This window comes from Oceanobacillus arenosus (assembly GCF_003369575.1).
GTDB lineage: Bacteria > Bacillota > Bacilli > Bacillales > Amphibacillaceae > Oceanobacillus > Oceanobacillus arenosus.
Window position 1 is genome coordinate 162,893 of record NZ_PIOC01000012.1, and the last position, 21,474, is coordinate 184,366.

The 21,474-nt window shown below is 35.4% G+C and carries 26 protein-coding genes, 1 other RNA gene and 1 pseudogene; 6 read left to right on the forward strand and 22 right to left on the reverse strand.

What is annotated here, in order from left to right:
* Nucleotides 1-54: 54 nt before the first annotated feature.
* A complete protein-coding gene (locus CWR48_RS07750; protein ID WP_115772716.1) occupies nt 55-174 on the forward strand; it encodes a hypothetical protein in 120 nt (39 codons plus the stop codon).
* A gap of 1,000 nt (nt 175-1,174) precedes the next feature.
* Here the strand turns inward: CWR48_RS07750 and CWR48_RS07755 are convergent.
* From CWR48_RS07755 to CWR48_RS20800, 8 genes and pseudogenes are all read right to left on the reverse strand, one after another.
* Nucleotides 1,175-2,314, reverse strand: coding sequence for a glycosyltransferase family 4 protein (locus tag CWR48_RS07755; RefSeq protein ID WP_115772673.1), 1,140 nt, complete (start codon nt 2,312-2,314; stop codon nt 1,175-1,177).
* Between the two features lie 16 nt (nt 2,315-2,330).
* Nucleotides 2,331-3,482: an NAD-dependent epimerase/dehydratase family protein gene (locus CWR48_RS07760; protein WP_115772674.1), complete on the reverse strand. Its 1,152-nt coding sequence runs from the start codon at nt 3,480-3,482 to the stop codon at nt 2,331-2,333.
* A 147-nt stretch (nt 3,483-3,629) separates the two neighbouring features.
* Complete coding sequence (locus tag CWR48_RS07765; RefSeq protein ID WP_115772675.1) at nt 3,630-3,869, reverse strand: ferredoxin family protein; 240 nt, start codon at nt 3,867-3,869, stop codon at nt 3,630-3,632.
* 85 nt (nt 3,870-3,954) lie between these two features.
* Nucleotides 3,955-4,509, reverse strand: coding sequence for a histidine phosphatase family protein (locus CWR48_RS07770; protein WP_115772676.1), 555 nt, complete (start codon nt 4,507-4,509; stop codon nt 3,955-3,957).
* 154 nt (nt 4,510-4,663) lie between these two features.
* Complete coding sequence (locus CWR48_RS07775; protein ID WP_115772677.1) at nt 4,664-4,867, reverse strand: DUF6501 family protein; 204 nt, start codon at nt 4,865-4,867, stop codon at nt 4,664-4,666.
* Between the two features lie 54 nt (nt 4,868-4,921).
* Nucleotides 4,922-5,881 (reverse strand): peptide-methionine (S)-S-oxide reductase MsrA, encoded by a 960-nt coding sequence (msrA, locus tag CWR48_RS07780; protein WP_115772678.1) that lies wholly within the window; start codon nt 5,879-5,881, stop codon nt 4,922-4,924.
* Nucleotides 5,882-5,965: 84 nt separating this feature from the next.
* Entirely contained in the window at nt 5,966-6,433 is a 468-nt protein-coding gene (gene vrrA / locus CWR48_RS07785; protein WP_115772679.1) for a VrrA/YqfQ family protein, read from the reverse strand.
* A gap of 404 nt (nt 6,434-6,837) precedes the next feature.
* Nucleotides 6,838-7,059: pseudogene (locus CWR48_RS20800) on the reverse strand (ABC transporter); the annotation flags it as partial.
* A 143-nt stretch (nt 7,060-7,202) separates the two neighbouring features.
* On the opposite strand from CWR48_RS20800, the gene CWR48_RS07790 reads away from it, so the two are divergent.
* Entirely contained in the window at nt 7,203-7,532 is a 330-nt protein-coding gene (locus tag CWR48_RS07790; protein WP_115772680.1) for a YolD-like family protein, read from the forward strand.
* A 48-nt stretch (nt 7,533-7,580) separates the two neighbouring features.
* On the opposite strand, the gene CWR48_RS07795 is transcribed toward CWR48_RS07790, so the two are convergent.
* The 8 genes from CWR48_RS07795 to CWR48_RS07830 form a co-directional block, all read right to left on the reverse strand.
* Nucleotides 7,581-7,790, reverse strand: coding sequence for a YozE family protein (locus CWR48_RS07795; RefSeq protein WP_115772681.1), 210 nt, complete (start codon nt 7,788-7,790; stop codon nt 7,581-7,583).
* Nucleotides 7,791-7,803: 13 nt separating this feature from the next.
* Nucleotides 7,804-8,571, reverse strand: a complete 768-nt coding sequence (gene tatC, locus CWR48_RS07800) for a twin-arginine translocase subunit TatC (RefSeq protein ID WP_115772682.1) — start codon at nt 8,569-8,571, stop codon at nt 7,804-7,806.
* A 91-nt stretch (nt 8,572-8,662) separates the two neighbouring features.
* Nucleotides 8,663-8,824 (reverse strand): twin-arginine translocase TatA/TatE family subunit, encoded by a 162-nt coding sequence (locus tag CWR48_RS07805; RefSeq protein WP_115772683.1) that lies wholly within the window; start codon nt 8,822-8,824, stop codon nt 8,663-8,665.
* A gap of 15 nt (nt 8,825-8,839) precedes the next feature.
* On the reverse strand, nt 8,840-9,046 hold the full coding sequence (tatA, locus tag CWR48_RS07810; RefSeq protein WP_115772684.1) for a twin-arginine translocase TatA/TatE family subunit: 207 nt from the start codon (nt 9,044-9,046) through the stop codon (nt 8,840-8,842).
* A 138-nt stretch (nt 9,047-9,184) separates the two neighbouring features.
* On the reverse strand, nt 9,185-9,676 hold the full coding sequence (locus CWR48_RS07815) for a dihydrofolate reductase (protein ID WP_115772685.1): 492 nt from the start codon (nt 9,674-9,676) through the stop codon (nt 9,185-9,187).
* Between the two features lie 22 nt (nt 9,677-9,698).
* Entirely contained in the window at nt 9,699-10,655 is a 957-nt protein-coding gene (locus CWR48_RS07820; RefSeq protein WP_115772686.1) for a thymidylate synthase, read from the reverse strand.
* A gap of 92 nt (nt 10,656-10,747) precedes the next feature.
* Complete coding sequence (locus tag CWR48_RS07825) at nt 10,748-11,338, reverse strand: HD domain-containing protein (protein WP_115772687.1); 591 nt, start codon at nt 11,336-11,338, stop codon at nt 10,748-10,750.
* Between the two features lie 409 nt (nt 11,339-11,747).
* Entirely contained in the window at nt 11,748-13,235 is a 1,488-nt protein-coding gene (locus CWR48_RS07830; RefSeq protein WP_425453887.1) for a carboxypeptidase M32, read from the reverse strand.
* Between the two features lie 239 nt (nt 13,236-13,474).
* Between CWR48_RS07830 and CWR48_RS07835 the strand changes: the two genes are divergently transcribed.
* Nucleotides 13,475-13,861, forward strand: a complete 387-nt coding sequence (locus CWR48_RS07835) for a DUF5661 family protein (protein WP_211316725.1) — start codon at nt 13,475-13,477, stop codon at nt 13,859-13,861.
* 351 nt (nt 13,862-14,212) lie between these two features.
* Here the strand turns inward: CWR48_RS07835 and CWR48_RS07840 are convergent, their stop codons facing one another.
* The 6 genes from CWR48_RS07840 to CWR48_RS07865 all read right to left on the reverse strand — a co-directional run bounded on the left by CWR48_RS07840 (nt 14,213) and on the right by CWR48_RS07865 (nt 17,657).
* Nucleotides 14,213-15,340 carry a THUMP domain-containing class I SAM-dependent RNA methyltransferase gene (locus CWR48_RS07840; RefSeq protein ID WP_115772689.1) on the reverse strand — a complete coding sequence of 376 codons (1,128 nt, stop codon included), beginning with the start codon at nt 15,338-15,340 and terminating at the stop codon, nt 14,213-14,215.
* Nucleotides 15,341-15,470: 130 nt separating this feature from the next.
* An RNA gene (gene rnpB / locus CWR48_RS07845) (RNase P RNA component class B) lies at nt 15,471-15,849 on the reverse strand.
* Nucleotides 15,850-15,912: 63 nt separating this feature from the next.
* Nucleotides 15,913-16,230: a cell division regulator GpsB gene (gene gpsB, locus CWR48_RS07850; RefSeq protein ID WP_115772690.1), complete on the reverse strand. Its 318-nt coding sequence runs from the start codon at nt 16,228-16,230 to the stop codon at nt 15,913-15,915.
* 164 nt (nt 16,231-16,394) lie between these two features.
* The gene (locus tag CWR48_RS07855; RefSeq protein ID WP_115772691.1) at nt 16,395-16,796 is read right to left on the reverse strand and encodes a cytidine deaminase; all 402 of its coding nucleotides are present in this window, start codon (nt 16,794-16,796) and stop codon (nt 16,395-16,397) included.
* Between the two features lie 226 nt (nt 16,797-17,022).
* A complete protein-coding gene (locus CWR48_RS07860) occupies nt 17,023-17,370 on the reverse strand; it encodes a DUF1798 family protein (protein ID WP_115772692.1) in 348 nt (115 codons plus the stop codon).
* 74 nt (nt 17,371-17,444) lie between these two features.
* Entirely contained in the window at nt 17,445-17,657 is a 213-nt protein-coding gene (locus tag CWR48_RS07865) for a hypothetical protein (RefSeq protein WP_115772693.1), read from the reverse strand.
* A gap of 157 nt (nt 17,658-17,814) precedes the next feature.
* On the opposite strand from CWR48_RS07865, the gene CWR48_RS20590 reads away from it, so the two are divergent.
* The 3 genes from CWR48_RS20590 to CWR48_RS07875 all read left to right on the forward strand — a co-directional run bounded on the left by CWR48_RS20590 (nt 17,815) and on the right by CWR48_RS07875 (nt 21,472).
* Nucleotides 17,815-17,919 (forward strand): spore protein, encoded by a 105-nt coding sequence (locus CWR48_RS20590; RefSeq protein ID WP_245976761.1) that lies wholly within the window; start codon nt 17,815-17,817, stop codon nt 17,917-17,919.
* Nucleotides 17,920-18,094: 175 nt separating this feature from the next.
* Nucleotides 18,095-18,685 (forward strand): Holliday junction resolvase RecU, encoded by a 591-nt coding sequence (recU, locus tag CWR48_RS07870; RefSeq protein WP_115772694.1) that lies wholly within the window; start codon nt 18,095-18,097, stop codon nt 18,683-18,685.
* Between the two features lie 18 nt (nt 18,686-18,703).
* The gene (locus CWR48_RS07875) at nt 18,704-21,472 is read left to right on the forward strand and encodes a PBP1A family penicillin-binding protein (RefSeq protein WP_115772695.1); all 2,769 of its coding nucleotides are present in this window, start codon (nt 18,704-18,706) and stop codon (nt 21,470-21,472) included.
* Nucleotides 21,473-21,474 lie beyond the last annotated feature (2 nt).

A 21,474-nucleotide genomic window follows, 5' to 3' on the forward strand; every position in this document is an offset into this window, starting at 1 on the left:
TCGAATTAAAAGGATTTAAACATTTTGAGGTGACCCCGAAAAGTTGCTTATGCTATTTCTAAGAAATATAGAAATAAGGGGTACACAACACAAGCGGTTGAGGGATTAGTAAAATATTTATTTGAAAACACTGATGTTCAACAATTGAATGCTGTGTTTTTCCACGTAATATAGCTTCAAATAAAGTAATTACAAGGAGAAGTGGAAATTCTTATAATACTGATTTCAATTTTATGGTGCTCATTTAGGCTTTTGAATTATAATTAACGATAATAATATTATGTAAATAAGATGTGAACATTAATTAGGTAGGGAATGGAATAGGAGTAATCAAAGGCTATAAAAAAGATTTAAGGTAGACAAATAACAGTTTAAATTAAATTAGTTAATATATTTTTATAAGGCACTATCTTTATAGATGTCTTTATACAATAGTTTGCGTTCTATAAAGAACAATTAAAGTGGCGAGTGAGAAAATTATCGGGGGTTATACATTTTATAACGAACAATAATAGAGGATTGATCATGGTGGACAACAAATCACGCGAACCGGTAGGGATTTAACAAAAAATATTACCTATTCAATGTTTTTTGTAGTTCACTCATTTCATGTTAAAGATTTGCTCCATTTGAAGAGATGTATGTTTATAAAGAATTAGGTGACCGATTCATAGCATTTTTCTATATAAATGCTATGAGTTAGCTAGAACAGCAACTATTAGCTGTTTTATGTAATATTAGTTGGCGCTGGGTAATTATCATTTATAATGTTAATCACTTTTCTTTAGTCAGAAATTCGTAGGAAAATGTATTTCTTCCGACTTATAAATCATATAGGTAACTATTGTAGGGAGCTACATACTTGTAATAAAAAATATGTAGCAGAGATGTTAGATTCTTATGGATATAATTAATGTATATGTAGACCTATTATAAGATGGTATAAAAACGCATAAAAATTCGCTTAAAAAAAGAGAGGATAAAGAAGGGTAGAATTTGCTTTTTTATTTATATTTCTCCTAGTTTACATAATATTTATTATAGGAAGTAAAGTCAAAAACGATTAAAACACATCTCATATTGAAGTATACTCTTGATAGTGAGACAAAATGATTTTTTTTGATATTCTAGATCTAAATACATTAATACTTTTAAAGAAAACCCTGGATGCATTCTATTTGGCATCCGGGGTTTTCTTTTCGTGTAATTTAATTGTCTCCGTATAGTAATCCAATAATTGTTGGGACGCTTTTTCCCAAGCAAATTTTTCAGCTTCTTTACGGGCGTTTATTTTCATTTGTTGTAAGCTGTTTTTGTCATCCAATTTCTCTGCTGCAGCAATCATGCTATCAACATTTTCATTTTCAAATAATAGTCCTGTTTCGCCGTCACTGATTTGTTCCATTGTAGGACCACTTTTGGCAGCTACTACTGGTAATCCAGATGCCATTGCCTCTAATATTACTAAGCCCAATGTCTCTGTTACAGATGGGAAAATAAACGCATCAGCTGATGCAAATGCCTTTGATAGTTCTTCACCATGTAGAAATCCTGTGAAAATCGTGTTTGTATCTTTAAATGTATGCATTAAGTCATTTCTTGCTGGGCCATCACCGATGATTGCAAGCATAATATCGTTTCGAACATCTAATAATGGCTTGATTTTATGAATTTCCTTTTCAATTGCTAATCTGCCAACAAAAATAAGTAATTTCTTCGATTTATTCCCATTTGTTAATCGATAACGCATTTCCTCATCATAAAAACTTGGATGACGATTTTTGGTATCAACACCACGCTGCAATACATGTAAATGATGGATATCTTGCTTTACCAGCTCGTCTTTAATCGTTTCTGATGTGCAAAGATTGAGTTCAACACGATTATGAAGTCTCCTTATGTAACTCCACAGGATTGGCTTCGCTGGCTTATAAAACGTATAATAATCTAGATATTTTGGAATATGCGTGTGATATGACGCAAGTAACGGTAAATCTAATTTCTTAGCATAACGAACAGCAGAAGCTGCGATTAAGGCAGGATTTGCTGCATGCACGATGTCTGGCTGGAATGCATCCAGTAAATCCTTAATCCTTTTTGATGGTAAGGAAAATTTCCGGTATCGATAAAATGGAAATGTAATTGTTTTGATTCCTTCTACCTTTGCACCCTCGTACTCAGAAATGCCAAGATCAGGAGCAATTACTAATACCTCATGATCAAGTGAGCGAAAATATTTAACAGCTTGAGTGAGTCTTGTTACGACACCATCGGTAGAAGGTAAAAAGGTTTCTGTTACAATCGCGATTTTCAAACGCTAAAGCCCCTTCTTATCCTCTCCAAGATACTTGTGGAAGTACATTTTTTTTAATTACTCGATCTTTATTTTCTAATGCTACTTGTAAAATTTCTTTAAGCACATCATCCGTTAATAGATTTGGTTCTAATCCAAGCGCTCGTAGATTCGTATTGACCGCATGGTAATAGTGTTCTTCAGCCTCGACGCGTGGATTTTCGATATGGGAAATGCCTACTGTTAGTCCCATCTCTTCTGCTACACGCTTCGTTCTTTCGGCAAGATCATTTACAGAGAAGTATTCAGTAAATTGATTGAATACCCTAAACTCCCCTTTATCTGCAGGATTATTGGCTGCTATTTCCACACATCTTACCGTATCTTTAATGTTTAAGAATGCTCTTGTTTGTCCGCCTGCACCATAAACAGTTAAATCATGGCCAATAGCAGATTGAATCAAGAAGCGATTTAGAGCTGTACCAAATACACCATCATAATCAAGGCGATTATATAATACAGAATCAAGTTCAGTTTCTTCAGTGTGTAGGCCGTATACGATTCCTTGGTTCAAATCTGTTGCACGAATACCCCAGATTTTACATGCAAGCATGATGTTATGGCTATCGTGAACCTTCGTTAAATGATAGAAAGAACCGGGTTGTTTTGGATATGGCATGCGATCTTTTCTGCCATTATGTTCTATTTCAATATATCCTTCTTCAATATCAATATTTGGTGCACCATATTCTCCCATTGTTCCGAGTTTTATTAAATGGCACTCAGGCGCAAATTCTTTAATTGCATAAAGTACATTTAGATTGCCAAGTACATTATTCGATTGTGTGTATATTGCATGCTCTCGATCAATCATCGAATATGGTGCTGATCGTTGCTCTGCAAAATGTACGAATGCTTCTGGTTCTGTTTGTCTAAATACCTCACGAAGGAAATCATAATGATTTAAGTCACCAATAAATGTTCTGATTTCATTTCCTGTTATTTCTTTCCATTTGGCAACACGTTCCTCTAATGTTGCCAATGGTGTAACGGAATTTGAATGTAATTCCTTGTCCATTTTTCTTCTAACTAAATTATCTACAATCGTAACGTCATGACCTTGTTTTGATAAATATAGAGCTGTTGGCCAACCACAAAATCCGTCCCCACCTGCTATAATAATTCTCATATTCCTGTCCCTCCATTGCTATGTATATAATTCATGCTTCTATCATATTATATTGTATTGTCAGCCGATTTAAAATTTTAACAGTATTATTTACAATAATTTTACATATAAAAAGAAGCCAGTACAATTGGTACTGGCTTCTTTTGCTTAATTTCCTTGGAAAAACAATCGATTCAATTCAATAAATTCATTTTCCTCAGCTGGAACTTCATCTTCCATATAAATTGCTGTTACAGGGCACACTGCTTCACATGCTCCACAATCAATACAAATATCGGGATCGATAAAGAACATATCTTTCCCTTCTTCTATGCAATCAACAGGACAAACTTCGACACATTCGCCTGCTTTTTCCGCTTTACACGGTGACGTAATGACAAAAGCCATTTTCATTGCCTCCTTCTACCATAACTTGCTTCATTTCTATTCATTAGTATAACTCATTTTTATGAAAAAATAAAAGGAGAATCGTTCACTTACTATTCCATACATGTTCAAATGAAATAACATCATCATTGTATGCTAGTGCGTATATATCAGGACTTCCTAGCTCTTTCCATTGATTAAATCCAAAGTGCTTGTCGAATTGACTAAACAATAATGCTAATAGATTTCCATGACTAATAATGATTGCGCTTGTTGCCCTATTTCCCCTTATTATTGGCGTTAATACCTCGTTCGCACGGCTGATTGCAGCATTAGCAGATTCTCCACCATGTAAAGCGTAAGTATAATCATTAAAGGAGTACTCTAATTCTTCCAACCAGTCTTCGATAGGCTCGTCGCTAAGTATACGTTCCTCTAAACGATTGTCAATATCAATGGTAATTCCCACTTTTTCTGCAAAAGGTTTAATGCTTTCAATAGCCCTTAAATAGGGGCTAGAAATAATTTGATCAAATGTGATATTTTGTTCTTGAAAAAAATCCGCAAGAAGTTGTGCTTGCATAATTCCATCTTTTGTTAAAGGAGAATCTTTATGCTGCCCATCAGCAGAACAATGACGAACAAAATATATTTTTTTCAAATCGATCATTCCTTTTTTGAGATTTAAGTAGTTTCACTATATTAGAAATTGTATATTTATTATACATCTAATAAGTATTTACACAAAGAATAATCTCTATTAACAAAGGTTTACATAAAGATAACAGGAGAATTTCCCTGTTATCTGCTAGATCTTATATTTCCTTGAAATAATCTTTTAAGAATCCACCAATTCGATTGCTGTTATCAACGATAAAATAGAATTCATCCGATTCATTTTTAACGTCATATTTCTTTCCTGGTGTTAATTTATGATTAACTATAAATTTCTTTGCATCTGCATGAACACATTCAATTTGTTTAATCGTTTCTCTGTTTTCCCAATCTAGATGAATCATCTATAAATCCACTCCATTTTATAAGTTTACATAATATTACTATTGTTAATTCCCTTATTTAAATAAACGTAAATAATTTCCATACCCTTTTTCTTCCATTTCCTCTTTTGGAATGAACTCCATTGCAGCAGAATTCATACAATAGCGAAGACCACCCGCTTCAACTGGTCCATCCTCAAAGACATGACCAAGATGTGAGTCCGCTACTTTACTTCTTACTTCTGTACGGACCATGCCATGCGTTGTATCTGTCTTTTCTTCTAGTTGGTAGCTGTCTATTGGTTTTGTAAAGCTTGGCCAACCACAGCCCGCATCGTATTGATCGGTTGAGGCGAATAGTGCTTCTCTTGAAATTAGATCTACGTAGATGCCTTCTTTTGCATTATCCCAATATTCGTTTTGGAACGGTCTTTCTGTACCGTTTTCTTGTGTTACAATGTATTGGATTGGTGTTAATTCTTCTTTCAATTTTGATTTGTCTATTGGCATCTTTTGATTTGATTTAATAAAGTCTTCCCTTCCAGATCCTTTTTTATATGAACGATAATGAAAGGCTTGTTTTTTATAATAGTCCTGATGCTCATCTTCAGCAGGATAGAACGCTGCTGCAGGCAATATTTTTGTAGCAATTGGTTTGTTAAACTTCCCACTTGCTCCTAACTTTTCTTTGGAATCCTCTGCAATTTTCTTTTGTTGTTCATTATGATAGAAAATTGCGGTTTGATAGGACTCCCCTCTATCGTGGAATTGACCACCTGGATCTGTTGGATCAATCTGTTGCCAAAATGTTTGAACAAGCTGTTCATATGACATAATCAAAGGATCAAATTTGATTTGTACTGCTTCTACATGTCCTGTTGTATTGGAACAAACTTGTTCATATGTCGGGTTTTCAACTGTTCCACCGGTATACCCAGACACAACACTTTCAATTCCAGGTCTTGTATCAAAAGGCTCGACCATACACCAAAAGCATCCACCAGCAAATGTTGCAAGTTCATAATCCGTTGCCATTTATTAATTCCTCCAATACTGTATTGATTATATCTATTTTTCCCTTTTTTGATTTAAAAATCAAGTAGTATGTTTATTATTCGCTTAGATATACAGTTTTGGTGTAGATTTTCCACTCCCCTGTTTGGTTTCTAACCTTTCAATTATGTCTGTATTTTGAGTGTTTTTAGATGAAACAGCCTGTTTTTCATCACTTACTTTCGTTTTTTCTTCAGTACCCTCATCAGTCATATCAAAATTTTTAAATGCCTTCATCATTCGATACATTGCAGGAAGGTTTTTGACCATCGGCCCATATTCTTGTACGAGTGGCGCAGTCGATTGAACGACCCTTAACACCTGCTGGACATTATTTAATGTATTCGTTAACCCACCCGCTCCTTTACTTGCTATCGTTGCAGCCTGAGCTTGTTGTGGTAAAAATCGCTGTAATAAGCCTGCTCCTATACCCCGCCCGGGTTGCTGAGTAAAACCTTGATTCGGAAATCTGAAATTATTTGTTCCACGATTCATTGGCATTGGAAATTGATCTCGTCTGTTTCCTGGAAACATAGTACTCTCCCCTTATATCGTTAAATGCAGTATAGGATATTGTACGTAAATATATAGAAAGTGTTTGGGCAAAGGTTCTCTTTGCAATTATAAAGTAAAATTCCCCACCATTTATATTTCCCGGGTAAGCGCAAAAATCAACAAATAAAACTTTTATTTGCAGATAATGATGAAATTAGACATTTTTTGTTTTTTTATAATCCCATTGTATTCGGAAAAGTGAATTATCAGTTATTAAATCAAACGTTTGTTTGAATTGGTTTGTCCCTTGATCCATAAGGCTTTAGTGGACTCTCTATATTCTATTATGCCAACAAGCTTCTCCAAGTAATAGCAATTGAGTATTCATCACAGACTAATATCTAGTTCTGGATTATAATATTGCTTGTCTTAATCATTCCTATTTAATTATTTTTCTCAAGGAGATAGTAAATCGCCATTAAATCTCGTTTATTCAACTTACAAATACGATTGAAAATTGGAATATTTACTACAGGATCAAGATTTAAGCCTTCATGAACAACATCACTTACTTTACCGGTTAGCCATGTTTTTATCTCTATACCATCAACAACTTCCTTAAGCCCTTCATCACTGATGCCACTTGCATTACAACTAACACATGGTGTCTATACATAGGTCGGTTTAAATTAATTTTGCTAAATACAAAGGGTGTATGCAGGCTAATAAAAGATTAGAACAATAAGATAAACTGTTTAAGTTGGATAAAGAACCTACGTTCGTATATAATGTAATTGAGGTGATAAACATGGCAAAGGATAGAGGTACAATAAAATGGTCATCTTTAATGTTGCCAGAACATGTAGAAATGTTAAAAGAATTATGGAAGGAAGATGAAAAAGTCCAAAAGCCTGTGCTTGACCAACAGCAAATCGAAATCATTCATAATGATATGATGAATGCATATCATTCAGGGAGTGCTGTTACACTCACCAGCTATCAAAATGCGACGATATCCCATTTATCAGGCGTAATTACTAAGTTGGATCAGTTTAGAAAGAGTATTATTTTGCAAACGGATGACAATGAAAGACACATCATTCCCTTTCAGCAAATAACATCGCTTATAGTAGAATAAATGGCCCTGAAATATGAATCCAGAGCCATTTATTCTTATTATATTCTTTTATTTTTGATAGATGTCCCATAATGCATCAAATGTCACTAGAGCATTCGAGAATGGGCTATTCCACTCTAAATAATTACTTATTTCATGATAATCCTTTGAATATTTAGGAAAACTAGAATCAAAAAATGCCCAGTCAGCTAATCTGCTATAGTCATCCGCTTTTATTTTCCCTCGATATGTCATTAGAAATTGATAAAATGTACGCATTTTTTCACCCCGCTTAAATACTCTCCTCGCTCATTATTTCTTCATGCTTTTGTAGTTTTTTTCGGTAGATTCTTTTCGCTAATTGGATACTAACTTCATAAATTAAAATAAGTGGTATCGAAATAATTAATGGCAAGATAAAATCAGGAGCTGGCGTGATAATGGTACTAACAACAACCAATGCAAAATATGCATATCTCCTATTTTTCTCTAAAAACTTTGGTGTAAGAATTCCGATACTAGTTAAGAACATAACTACAATTGGTAGCTCAAAAAGGACTGCAATAGGTATTGTTACTTGCATTAGAAACTTGAAATATTTGTCAATCGTAAACATGATTTCAAACATTCCATTATTTAAAGAAAGTAAGAATGGGATGAGTGACTTGGTAAACATTAAGTATCCGAATATTAATCCAACTATAAATAAGATAAATGTGGCAGGAATATATGCTAGAGTTGCGCGTTGTTCCCACGCTGTTAGTCCAGGTTTAACAAATGCCCAGATTTGATATGTTAAAATAGGGATACTTCCGACTATTGCAATTAGCCCAGCCATTGAGAAATAAATCCAAATAATTTCACTTGGCCCGATTGCTGTTAGTTTGAATTCCAAATCTTTAACAAAGAACGCGTAAATTTCTTCTACATAGATAAAACCAACAATAAATAGGATTATAAATAATATTGCGGTTACAATCAATCGATTTCTAAGCTCAGATAAATGACCGACGAAATCCATTTCCTTTTCGTCAACCGTTACTTTTCTATCCTCTTCCATTCATTAACACCCCTTAGGATTAAAGCAGAAAAGAAGATGTAAGGTTTAATGACCCCTCACACCTTCATTGTCGTTCTATTTTTATTTATTCTTATTTTTTATCGTCATCAACAATGTCTTTTGCAGCATTTTTGAATTCTCTTAAAGAAGTACCAAACGATTTGCCTATTTCCGGCAGCTTAGAAGGTCCAAAAACAACTAAAGCAACGATCAAAATTAAGATTAATCCTGGTACTCCAATACTATTAAGCATATCATCACTCCAAGATTATTTAATTTCTTTCTGATTAACGATTCCTTTTGCCTCATCTATTTCTTCTTTTGCATCGCTTGTTATCTCGCGAGCAGAGTTCTTAAATTCACGCAATGTTTGTCCAGCAGCCTTACCGATTTCTGGTAATTTTTTAGGACCAAAAATAACGAGTGCAATGATTAAGATTAAGATTAATCCTGGTATTCCTATACTATTCAACATAAGTACACCTTCTTTACCTGATAATGTTCTAAATTACATAATTATTAATATTATCATACAAGTACATAGTAACATGTTTATCTTCTTTAAAACAAGTTCTATTGGCACTATTGAAATAAAAATGATCGATATAGTCGCTTATCCTTTACGATCATATTGTAGGAAGTAATAGTCGTAAGGATTTTTGTCATCTTTATCACCCTTTACTTTAGAGGTCAACGTCCAATCTCCTTCTGCAAAAGTCGGAAAATATGTATCACCATCAAAATCATGGTCAATGAATGTAATATACATTCGATCAGCAATCGGCATGACTTGTGTAAATATATTTCCGCCACCAATGACAAAATACTCATTCTTAGGGTTCTGCTTCTCCCATTCCTGAATCTTCGACAATTCATTTATTACGTCAACATTTTCAGGGCACTTATAGTCTTGACGCGTTAATACAACATTCTTTCGATTAGGTAAAGCCCCACCCATGGATTCATAGGTTTTTCTTCCCATGATAATTGTATTTCCAGTTGTTTTTTCTTTAAAAAATCGTAAGTCTTTCGGCAGGCGCCATGGCAGCTGATTATTAATCCCGATAACATGATTACGATCCATAGCTACTAATAAAGAGATCATCTATATTCCTCCTCTTACTTTTTTATACTGCGATTGGTGCTTTAATTCCTGGATGTGGATCATATCCAATCAGTTCGAAATCCGACAGTTCAAAATCAAAAATGGAAGCTTTCTCTTTGTTAATTTTAATTTGTGGGAATGCTTTTGGTTCTCTAGCTAACTGGGTTTTTATTTGTTCCAGATGATTGGAGTAAATATGCGCATCCCCCAATGTATGAATAAATTCTCCTACCTCTAATTCACATTCATGTGCAATTAGGTGTGTGAGTAATGCATAGCTCGCGATATTAAATGGTACTCCAAGGAATACATCTGCACTTCGTTGATACAATTGGCAGGATAATTTTCCGTCAGCAACATAGAACTGGAACAGGGTGTGACATGGTGGCAACGCCATGCTTGGAATATCTTCCGGATTCCATGCCGAAACGATATGTCTGCGGGAATTAGGATTAGTACGAATCGATTCAATTACATCCTTTAATTGGTCAATACTTTCATTTTGAGAGGTTTTCCAGTCTCGCCATTGTTTCCCATACACAAAACCAAGGTCACCATATTTTTCTGCGAATGCTGCATCTTCAAGGACCTTCTCCTTAAAACAATCCATTTCTTCCATATAAACTTTGTTAAACTCAGGATCCTGTTGACTGCGTATACCAAAATTGGTCATATCTGGACCGGAATAATCATCACTAGATACCCATCGTTCAAATGCCCATTCATTCCAGATATTATTGTTATTCTCTAGTAAATAACGGATATTTGTATCCCCTTTAATAAACCAGAGAAGCTCCGACGCGACTAAGCGGAAGGGAACTCTTTTAGTAGTTAATAGTGGAAACCCTTCGCTTAAATCAAAACGCATTTGATGCCCGAATATAGAGTATGTTCCTGTATTTGTCCGATCGTCTTTCACTGCGGCATTTTCTAATATATAATTACACAGGTTTAAGTAAGCTTGTTCACCTTTAATCATGGGATTATTCCCTCCATTACTTCATTTTATTTATCTATTAATAAGCATAATGCACCTATTGTAACATAACGTTAATTATTAATTAACTTGCTTTACCATTCTTTAAAAAATTGCTCCAAATATCGCTCCATAAACCGGTGACGACTTATAGCCATTTCCTTTGCCTTTGTTGTATGTAGTAAATCATATAGCTTTAATAACTTATCATAAAAATGTTGGATTGACGTGTTTTTCTCTGTATGATGATGGATCATTTGCTGTTTTGCACCGCCATATGCAAAAGTTCTAGCAATTCCAATAGCACCGATGGCATCCATACGGTCTGAGTCCTGTACAATTCTTCCCTCTAATGAAGCTGGAACTTGCACCCCTTTGCTAAAAGAAACATCGGTAATAATCTGATTAATGGTTTCCATTTGTTCCGCTGTTAATCCAATAGATTTTAGAAAAGAATTCATTGCTTTCACATTTTCTTCTGGATGCCCAAATAGTTTCGCATCGCCAACATCATGGAACAGTGCAGCCGCTTCACATATAAATAAATCCGCTTCTTCGTCCATTGCAATCTGCACAGCTGTCTGTGCAACCCGGTTCATATGATAATAATCATGACCAGTTATATCATCATGGAATATCTGAAAAACATACTCTCTAATTCTCGTTAGTTTCTCTCTATCATTCATTTGATACCCACCCCTCGTCTACTTCTTAATAACTATAATAATGATAAGGCTACCATCGTTCAACTAATTAAGTAGATATCATCACAATAAGTTAAAATCATTGACTAGTATAAAGAATTAAAATAAATTAGATAGTAGGAAAAGAAGAAGTACGGATCCGTTAATGACACAGGCAACTTCTGTGGATGAACTTAAGGTCCTACTCTTCTATCGATGTTGCCTTTTTTAATGGGCTATGGATTTATTCAACTGGAGGAAGGTGAATGTGGCCCGTAAGCTGCAAATGTAGTTGAAAAATAATAAATAGCACAAGGCAGTGCCCATTATAAAATGGAGCACTGCCTTTTTAAAATACTCTTTTTATCCCGAATTAACTGGCTGTAAGACCCCCACTTAATGAAGTTTCACTTTATTGATAGATTGCAGTATACTTCTTCGTTAGATATTCTACAAGATAATCAGGGTTTAGTTGTTCTTTTGTTACATCTTCAATAATCTCTAATGGCTTCTTCATTTTTCCATACTGATGAATATTCTTTGACAGCCATTCAAGAATTGGTGCAAAGTTTCCAGATGCAACCAATTTATCTATGTTCATTTCATCTGCTAATGTATGATGAATTTGTGCAGCATACATATATCCAAGAGCATAAGAAGGGAAATAACCAAAATCTCCACCTGCCCAGTGAATATCCTGCAGCACGCCTTCCCTGTCTGAAGGAGGCTCAATTCCTAAATATTCTACCATCAATTTATTCCATAAATCTGTTAAATCCTTAACTGCAATATCCCCATTAATTAAGCCTTTTTCTAATTCATAGCGAATCATTATATGCAGGGCGTATGTCAGTTCATCTGCTTCAATTCGAATAAACGATGGCTTTACTTCATTAATGGAACGGTAAAACTCATCCAATGAAACATTCTTAAATGAATCAGGTGCATAAGATCTGAATAATTCATAATAATGCTCCCAAAATGACTTGCTTCTGCCGATTAAATTCTCCCAAAATAGTGACTGTGATTCATGTATTCCCATTGAAGTTCCACTTGCAAGCGGAGTACGTGCTAAGTCCTTACTAACATTCTGTTCATACAATGCATGCCCGCCTTCATGGATAATCCCAAACACTGCCATGCGGAAATCTTCTTCATCATATCTTGTTGTAATACGAACATCACTGCCATTTAATGTGATTTCGAATGGATGGATTGTATCATCAAGTCTTCCAGAATCAAAATCATAGCCAATTTGTTTCAGTACTTCAACCGAAAAAGCTTCCTGCTTCTCTTTAGGGAAATGTCCCTTAAGAACTGACGGATCAGGTTTCGCTTTACTGCTTTTTACCTTTTCGACTAAGTCTGTTAATGAAGTCCTTAACTTGGAAAAAACACCGTCAAGCATTTTTGTTGTCACACCAGGTTCGAAGTTATGCAACAATGCATCATAAACATTATCTTCATAACCCCAGTAGTTTGCGAATTTCTTATTGTATTCAACCAGCTGTTCTAAATAAGGCTGGAATAGAGCAAAATCTGCTTTCTCGCGTGCCTCCTGCCAAACAGCTTCTGATTTCGATTGAAGCATGACATATTCTTTAAATTCATTGCTTGGAATCTTACTGCTTTTATTATAAGTTTCTTCGCATTCTTCCACTGCTTTTTTAATAATTTCATTCGTTGTCTTACCCTTTAGCCGATCGATAAAGCTCTTCATTTGCTCGGAAGTCTCTAAAGTATGCAGTTTATGTGCTAGGAAGCCAACAACCTCTGAACGCTGTTCCACACCATTTTTCGGAATCTTTGTCCGCATATCCCATTGTGCTAGCGCGATCACTTCACGGTAGCTATCCATTTCTTTTAATAATTCCAGGAAATCCTGTTCGATTGATTCGATTTGTTTCAAAGTTATTCCCCCTTAACTATTTCTCCAAAATATTGATAATAGTTTTTAATAAACACAAGTAACATTATTATATATTAAGAAGCATTGATATATCAATGCTTCTTAATATATGTAGAAATGCTTAACCAGAAGGTGACTAAATGTTGAAATTGCGGTGCTAGTTAAGACATGCTCATGAATAGGTAATTAACATATATTGTTGGTAACTAAATGTTTAGGGGAGATGTGTTTTGTACTACAATAATCCGTATGTTTACCACTTTTCTAACGGTTATAGCTATTGCACGCTATATCTGAATCCAATAATTCGAAGTTCAACTTTGTATGGAAATAATCGATCTGAAACTAGCGTTAAGTCTTTTTCTAAAGAGGAGGCAGAAGCGATTGCTTTACTTTTAGGTATTGATTTTGCTAAAAGTAAGTTTGATTTAAATGAGTTTTGGATGGGAGTAAATACAGAGCTTGAACATGGAAGAATATCCAGCGAAACTAATGTTACAAACGATAATCCTATTATTACTGGGAAAATAGCACTTGCCCATCTTAACGAGTTTCCTGATTACTACAAAAGATTAAAACTACTTGAGGAAGAAGCAAAAGCCTATTGGAATAAATGATTTAATTGAATATCTAAATAATAAAAATAAATGCCCGAAGGATTGAAAAGATACAGGTAAGAACTAGATAAAGGAATGAAGAATATTAAAACTAATGGATTAAAAATAAGCAAAATAGTATACATGAATCAAAAAAAGACGACTCTAAATTCAAAAAAATGAATTTGAGTCGTCTTTTTTATAACAAATATTTCGTTTCTTTGAAAAATCGTAAGTTCTTCAGTGGTCTCCACAAACGTGAGGGCTTTTTTCTTCCTATTAATAACCTTGTGATTCCAACCTTTTTTCTTAATCCAGACTTCATTTTTTTAAATTTCTCTTGTCTTAACCCACCACTTGATATATAAAGTGTTATGCTTTTTCTCCAAAGTACTGATAGTAATTTGTCTCAATAAAGCCGTTAAATAATTTTCGTTTCTTTGTTGCTTGCATGCCGAATTGCTTTTCAAAAGCTGCAAATGCAGTGATGACATAAATATTCCATGTTGGATGGTTTTTCATAATCACCCCGAAATCTTTATAGAGCTCTGCAACAGATTCCTTATCACTTAGACGCTCACCATAAGGAGGATTTGTGACAATATAGCCGTTTTCATTGCGAATGAATAGATCCTTCACCTGCATTTGCTTCCATGTAATTAAATCGCCCAATCCAGCTTCGATGGCATTATCACTCGCAATTTTAATTAGATTATGATCGATGTCGGAACCAATGATTTCTAGTTTTTGATCATAATTGGCAAGGTCTTCTGCTTCCTCAAACGCCTTTTGCCAATGTTGATTACGAATAAAACTCCAGTTCTCTGAGGCAAAATCACGATTAAAACCTGGTGCAATGTTTTGCCCAATTAGAGCAGCCTCAATTGGAATGGTACCAGATCCACAGAAGGGGTCAATAAATGTGTATTCTGCCTTCCAATTCGTTAACAACACGAGTGCGGCAGCCATTGTCTCTTTTAAAGGTGCATCGCCCTGTCCTACACGATAACCTCTTTTATGTAGTCCAGTGCCAGATGTGTCTAATGTTAACGTTACTTCGTCCTTTAATAATGCGACTTCAATTTTGTATAATGCACCTGTCTCTGGCATTTTCGATACCATACCATATTTAAGCTTCAGTCGTTCAGCAATTGATTTTTTGACAATCTTTTGGCAATCAGGAACACTGTGTAATTGTGATTTAATGGATTTTCCAGATACAGGGAATTGCCCATCCTCTGCGATAAATTCTTCCCATGGAAGTGCCTTCGTGGATTCGAATAATTCATCAAAGGTGGTTGCGTTAAATTTCCCAACAAGAATCTTTACCCTGTCCGCTGTACGTAACCATAGATTACAGCGTGGAATAGCTGAAACCGGCGCATCAAAGATTACCTTGCCATTCTCTACCGTTGCTTCATAGCCTAGCTGTTTTACTTCCTGTGCAACTACAGATTCTAGTCCCATAGCGGCTGTTGCTATTAATGTTATATTTTTCATATATGAATTCCTCTCGTTACTAGGTTTAGTGTAGTCCTAGTTTATCACATTCAAGTAAAAATAAAAAAACCTTTTTATAGCTGCTGCTATAAAAAGGTCTAATGAATTAATTTAGGAGACCAATTAAATACTCGATAAGCCATGTTCTGTACCTTCGTACTGCAAACGGTGGTCATGCCTCGTACATTAGGTTGCAATCATCTATCTACAAGGATTTCCTTGTCCCTCTTTCGGTTGAATTCCCTACTAAAGGATGCCCCTACCATTATTTGGGTTGCTCACTCGCGGGGTTTACCTCGTTCCACCTGAAATGTTTCCATTCCAGCTCCGTCACTGTGGCACTTTCAAGTATAATATTCCATATCCAATAGGACTTAGGAATATTTCCTGCCGTTAACCATTGTTGGTTACCTTGACTTATGAATTCATCAAGCACGAACACTACAAACATCTCAGTTTGTGTGAGCATGGACTTTCCTCTGCATAAACTGCAGCGATCACATGAGTATTTAATATTAACCCTAGATTATATTATCATATTATTGCCTTCTTTACAATCCTTCGTCTAAATGTTAGTTGGTTTCTTCTTCTGCATCAATAAACTTTTTTCCAAAAACTTCTTTTTCTAGATTGGATAAACGCTTTAATACGTCGTAATTAACCTGGGTATTTTGCTGAGCTACTCTCGTCCGTGTTGGCTGATCTGGTGTGCTCTTTTTAAGTTTATCGATTTCCTGCTGTAACCGAACTATTTCTTGATTAAATGCATCATAATCCTGAATGATGATATCTAGAAATTCATCTACTTCCTCTTGATTATACCCTCGCATGGTTGTTTTAAAATCTTTTTCAAGAATTGCTTTGCCATTTAACTGTGCGCGTTTACTCATCTTCTCACCTCATAATATTCACTTTTTCATATCAACCATCAATATTTATACTATTATTGCAACAATTAAATATAACCTTTGCTTCTCATTTTATTATACCATTAAAAAAGGAAACTGAAAATCAGTCTCCAATGTAAGCTTAATATAGCAATCCTATCTGACATTTACTCACCGAGCAAATCATTGGTGCTAAATGAAAATGGTAATAGTTCTTCCATTGTAAATGTTTTGGTTTCTTTATTCGTATTTGTTAAGTGTATATTCATTTTACTATCGAAGAATTCACTCATCACTTGTCTACATGACCCACATGGTGGTACGGGGCGATTCGTATCTGCAGCAACTGCCATTTCGACAAACTCTGTTTCCCCTTCAGATAATGCTTTAAAAATGGTCACACGTTCTGCACAGCATGCTACAGAGTATGCTGCATTTTCAATGTTACAGCCTGTATAAATCTTGCCTGACTTCGTTAATAGTGCAGCACCAACCTGGAATTTCGAATACGGTACATAAGCGTTCTTTCTTATATTAATTGCTTCGTCGATTAGCTTATTCATGGTCATCATTGTTCCCTTCAGTCTACTGTATTACTATAAATTATAAGAAATTAATGGAAAATTGTAAAGCAATGAAAGGTTTATCCCGGATTAATTGGCTGTAAGACCCACCTTCAAGAATTCAAGAAAAATCAAGAATTGTAAATGGGAATCAACAGAAAATCAAAATCCCGATTCTGTTCAACTAACATTAAGTGGGGCGGATATTATCCCCACTTAATGAAGTTTCACTTTATAAATCTCTAATCAATTGATCATAAATATAGACTACGGAGTTATATAGCTCCATATAGCGTTTTCTTCTGGCATCTTTATAATAGCTATGCATGAGCAGTAACTCCATATTCTCTTTCGTAGAAGTGATTTGTTGTGGATGGACCGTGAGCCTTTTTTCTTTCACTAATTTAAGTGCATCCTCTTCCCAGGTTGCTGTTAATTCGAAAATTGGTGTTGTCCCCGCTTTTACCTTTTCAAAAAAGCTGCGATCCTTCACATTGTCTGGTGGATCACTATGTTCAAATAGATCCCGTAAATATTCAAGATGTTCTCTCAAGATTTCGGTTTGTTTTAATAATTCCATGATGTATTCGCCTTCTTCTATCTAAAAATCATTCATATTCTTTACTTTATCATATTATTTTGTGGATGGGCATCTTATCTATCATTATTTAATTGGATTAGCATCGCTTCAATTGCTAGAACTTTATTATGTTGTTGTTGAAAGTTATGCTTAATTTCATTTTCTGTTTTCATTCTTAGTTTTTGATCGATTCTTCTTATCTGATCTAAAAGTCGTTCTAATGATAACTCAACATCTTCTTTATTAACCCCATTGACGAAGGAATCTAATTCTTTAACAGCAAACATAAGTCCCACCTCATTCAATTTAGTTAATTACTATTTCGATAAAAATATTAATACTCCTTCACGTTCGACAAAACTAGAACAATATATACAAAACTAGTGTAGGTACTTATGATTTTTTTAAATTAAGACATAATAATAGTAAAAGGAGGTAATAAAATTGAAACAAAAGAAGAATCAATCAAAGAAACAAGAAAGAAATATATCTGATTCAGCGGTTATTGGTGATAAAAAGTTAAATGGGCCAAACCGTCCTTCAACTTAAAAGGGTGTATATCAAATAATCTAGCCAAAATGGATTTGCTATAAATTAGCAAATCCATTTTTGAATTTTATCGTCATTTATTGTTCAAATATGTGATTTTCTTCACTTTGCTATATAATGTATAATGAAAGGAATCGTATTTTTTGATATGATACGAATGCTAGGAGGAATCGAGATGAATTATCCGAATGGACAAAAGAAAGTCATATCAAAGAAGGCATCATCCGGACGAGCAAATAAGTCATTCAGCAATCGAGGGATGTCCTTAGAGGATGATATAAATACGACAAATCAATTCTACTTGGATGTAAATCGTGCTATCATTCATAAGAAACCAACACCAGTCCAAATTGTCAACGTGGATTACCCGAGACGAAGTGCTGCTGTTATTAAGGAAGCTTATTTTAAACAAGCATCAACAACAGACTATAATGGCATATACCGAGGGAAATATGTTGATTTTGAAGCGAAGGAAACAAAGAATAAGACGCTTTTCCCATTGGCGAATATTCATGAACATCAAATCAATCATATGCGATCAATTGTAGAGCATGGCGGTATTTGCTTCATACTTCTACGCTTTGCTGCACTTGATGAAACATATTATATGCAAGCAGAGAAGCTTTTTCCTTATTGGCATGATAAATTAAATGGAGGGAGAAAATCAATCCCCTATGAATCAATAACACAGGATGGTTTTCATATTCCCTTGCAGTATCAGGCAAGGGTTGATTATTTATCAATTATTGATAAGCTTTATTTTTAGAGATGGAGGTGTAGAGCTATGGCAGAAAATGGCCAAACTCGCACAGCAAGAAGACAACAAAAGAAGAAAAAAAATAGAAGGAAACCAATTTGGAAGAGAATTCTACAAATAGGCTTGATTATCATTTTAGTAATCGCCATTGGTGTTGGTGGATTATTCGCCTATTGGGTTGCTACTGCACCAGATATAGATGCTGCCCAATTGTCTGATCCATTTTCATCATCTCTTGTAGATCAGAATGGTAATGAATTTGCAGAACTCGGTGCACTAAAACGTAAAAAAGTGAATTTTGAGGATTTGCCAGAGGTGTTAATTAATGCCGTTACGGCTACAGAGGATGCTAGATTCTTTGAACACCATGGTATTGATCTTCGGCGAATCGGTGGTGCAATCATTGCCAATATTACGAATGGCTTTGGCTCTCAAGGTGCGAGTACGATTACACAACAAGTAGTGGAAAAGTCATTTTTAACAGCTGACAAAGAATTAAAGCTAAAAGTACAGGAACAATGGTTAGCATTGAAACTAGAACGTCAATATTCTAAAGAAGAAATTTTAGAAATGTATTTAAATAAAATATACTATGGCGCTGGAGCATATGGTGTTAGTCAGGCTGCGGAAACTTACTTTGGGGTTACAGATTTACAGAACCTAACGTTGCCACAAGCTGCAATTCTAGCTGGTTTACCACAAAGACCGTCAGCATATGACCCATTTATTAATCCGGATTTAACAAAAGAACGGATGGATACTGTATTAACGCTGATGGTACGACATGAAAAAATTACACAAGCACAAGCGGACGAAGCAAGAGCTGTTGATATACCTTCTCTACTTGTTGAAAAACAGCCAGATTCAACAAAATATGAAGCTTTTATTCAACAAGTAAATGAAGATGTAAAAGATAAACTAGATGGTGCAGATATATACTCTGATGGACTAAAAATATACACGACATTAGATCCAAGCATTCAGGATCATGTGGAGTTTTTATTAACAGATAGTGAAGAAAATCCGATTCCATATCCAGATGATGAAATGCAGGCAGGTATGGTCGTCCTTGATACAAAAAACGGCGCAATAAAAGCAATCGGTGGAAGTAGAAATGATGATGGTAATTTGGGATACAACTATGCTATCAAAGGGACTTATCAACCCGGTTCGACCATCAAACCAATACTTGATTATGGTCCAGCGATTGAATATGACAAAATGTCGACGTATCATCTTATTAATGACGATAAGCCATATGAAGTTGCAGGAGCAAATGGTCATACCATCAATAACTGGAATCGTAAATATTCTGGGTGGATAACTGCAAGATATGCATTAAGTCAATCATTAAACGTTCCAGCAGTAAAAACATTTGAAGAAGTTGGTAGCGAAAATGCGAAAACCTTTGCTGAAAGTTTAGGAATCAATTTTGCTAATGATCAAGTGCAATTAACAGATGCGATTGGTGGAGCGGAAACGGAAGTAACGCCATTGCAGTTGGCTGGTGCATACCGTGCATTTGGTAATGAAGGTATATATAATGAGCCATACGCTGTTACAAAAGTAGAATTTCCAGATGGACGCGTGGTTGATCTAGTACCAGAGCCAGAGGCTGTTATGTCTGATTATACCGCGTACATGATAACGGATATGCTGAAAACAGCAGTAACAGAAGGTGTTGGTTATAAAGCTAATGTTCCAGGATTACCACTAGCCGCTAAAACAGGTACAACGAACTTAACAGATAAACCAGGAAGCCCTGATTCTTGGTTGGCTGGATATACGACAAACTATACGATGGCGGTGTGGACTGGCGACTATAAAGATGAAGAAGGCAAACGGGATGTCATGCCAACAACGGAAATATCACATGCCCTCTTCAAAAATACAATGGAAACTATTTCACAAGGACTCGATACGGCAGATTTTGCAAAACCAGACTCTGTTGTTGAGGTTGCAGTAGAAAAAGGATCAAACCCTGCAACATTACCTAGCAAATATACGCCATCATCAGAAATTATTACGGAGTTATTCGTTAAAGGTACTGAGCCTACTAAAGCATCGAAGAAATTCAATCAACTTGATCCTGTTAGTGGATTAACAGCAAGCTACGATGAGGATGCAAATGCAATCCATGTTGAATGGCAATATGATTCAGGGGATGATATAACATTCGATGTGAGTGCCAGTGTCAATGGCGGAGAAAAACAAAACCTTTCTTCAACCAAAGAAAAGTCAATGGATATATCAGAGGTTGAGTCGGATGCAGAATATGTAATTGAGGTCATTGTTAATGATGGTACAAGTACAAGTAAAGCTGCCAAGACAACAGTGAAGACATCGGGCAAGGTAAAAGAACTTCCAGGAGTTTCCGGCTTATCTGCACAGTATATTGAGGAAAACTCAATTATCGATGTAACATGGGATTACAATGGTCCACCTGCTTCCTATGAAGTGTCTGTTAATGGACAAATACAAACGGTAGATTCGAAGGGTATTGAAATCAGTGGTGGTTCACCAGGTCAGAACTATACGATTACGGTAACACCAATTGGCAAAAATGGTGCGAACGAAGGAGTTAGAGGTATCACGGAGAGTACATCATTGACTATCCCTAATCCCGTGGATGAAAATCCTAATCCTAATCCAGATCCAGGAACCGAACCTGAGCTAGATCCAGTACCAGACCCAGAGCCTAACCCTGATCAAGAGCCCGATTCAGAGGCAAATCCAGACCCGCAACCAGAAACTAATCCTGAAACAGAGCAAGATACAGAAACAACTACAGGCTGATA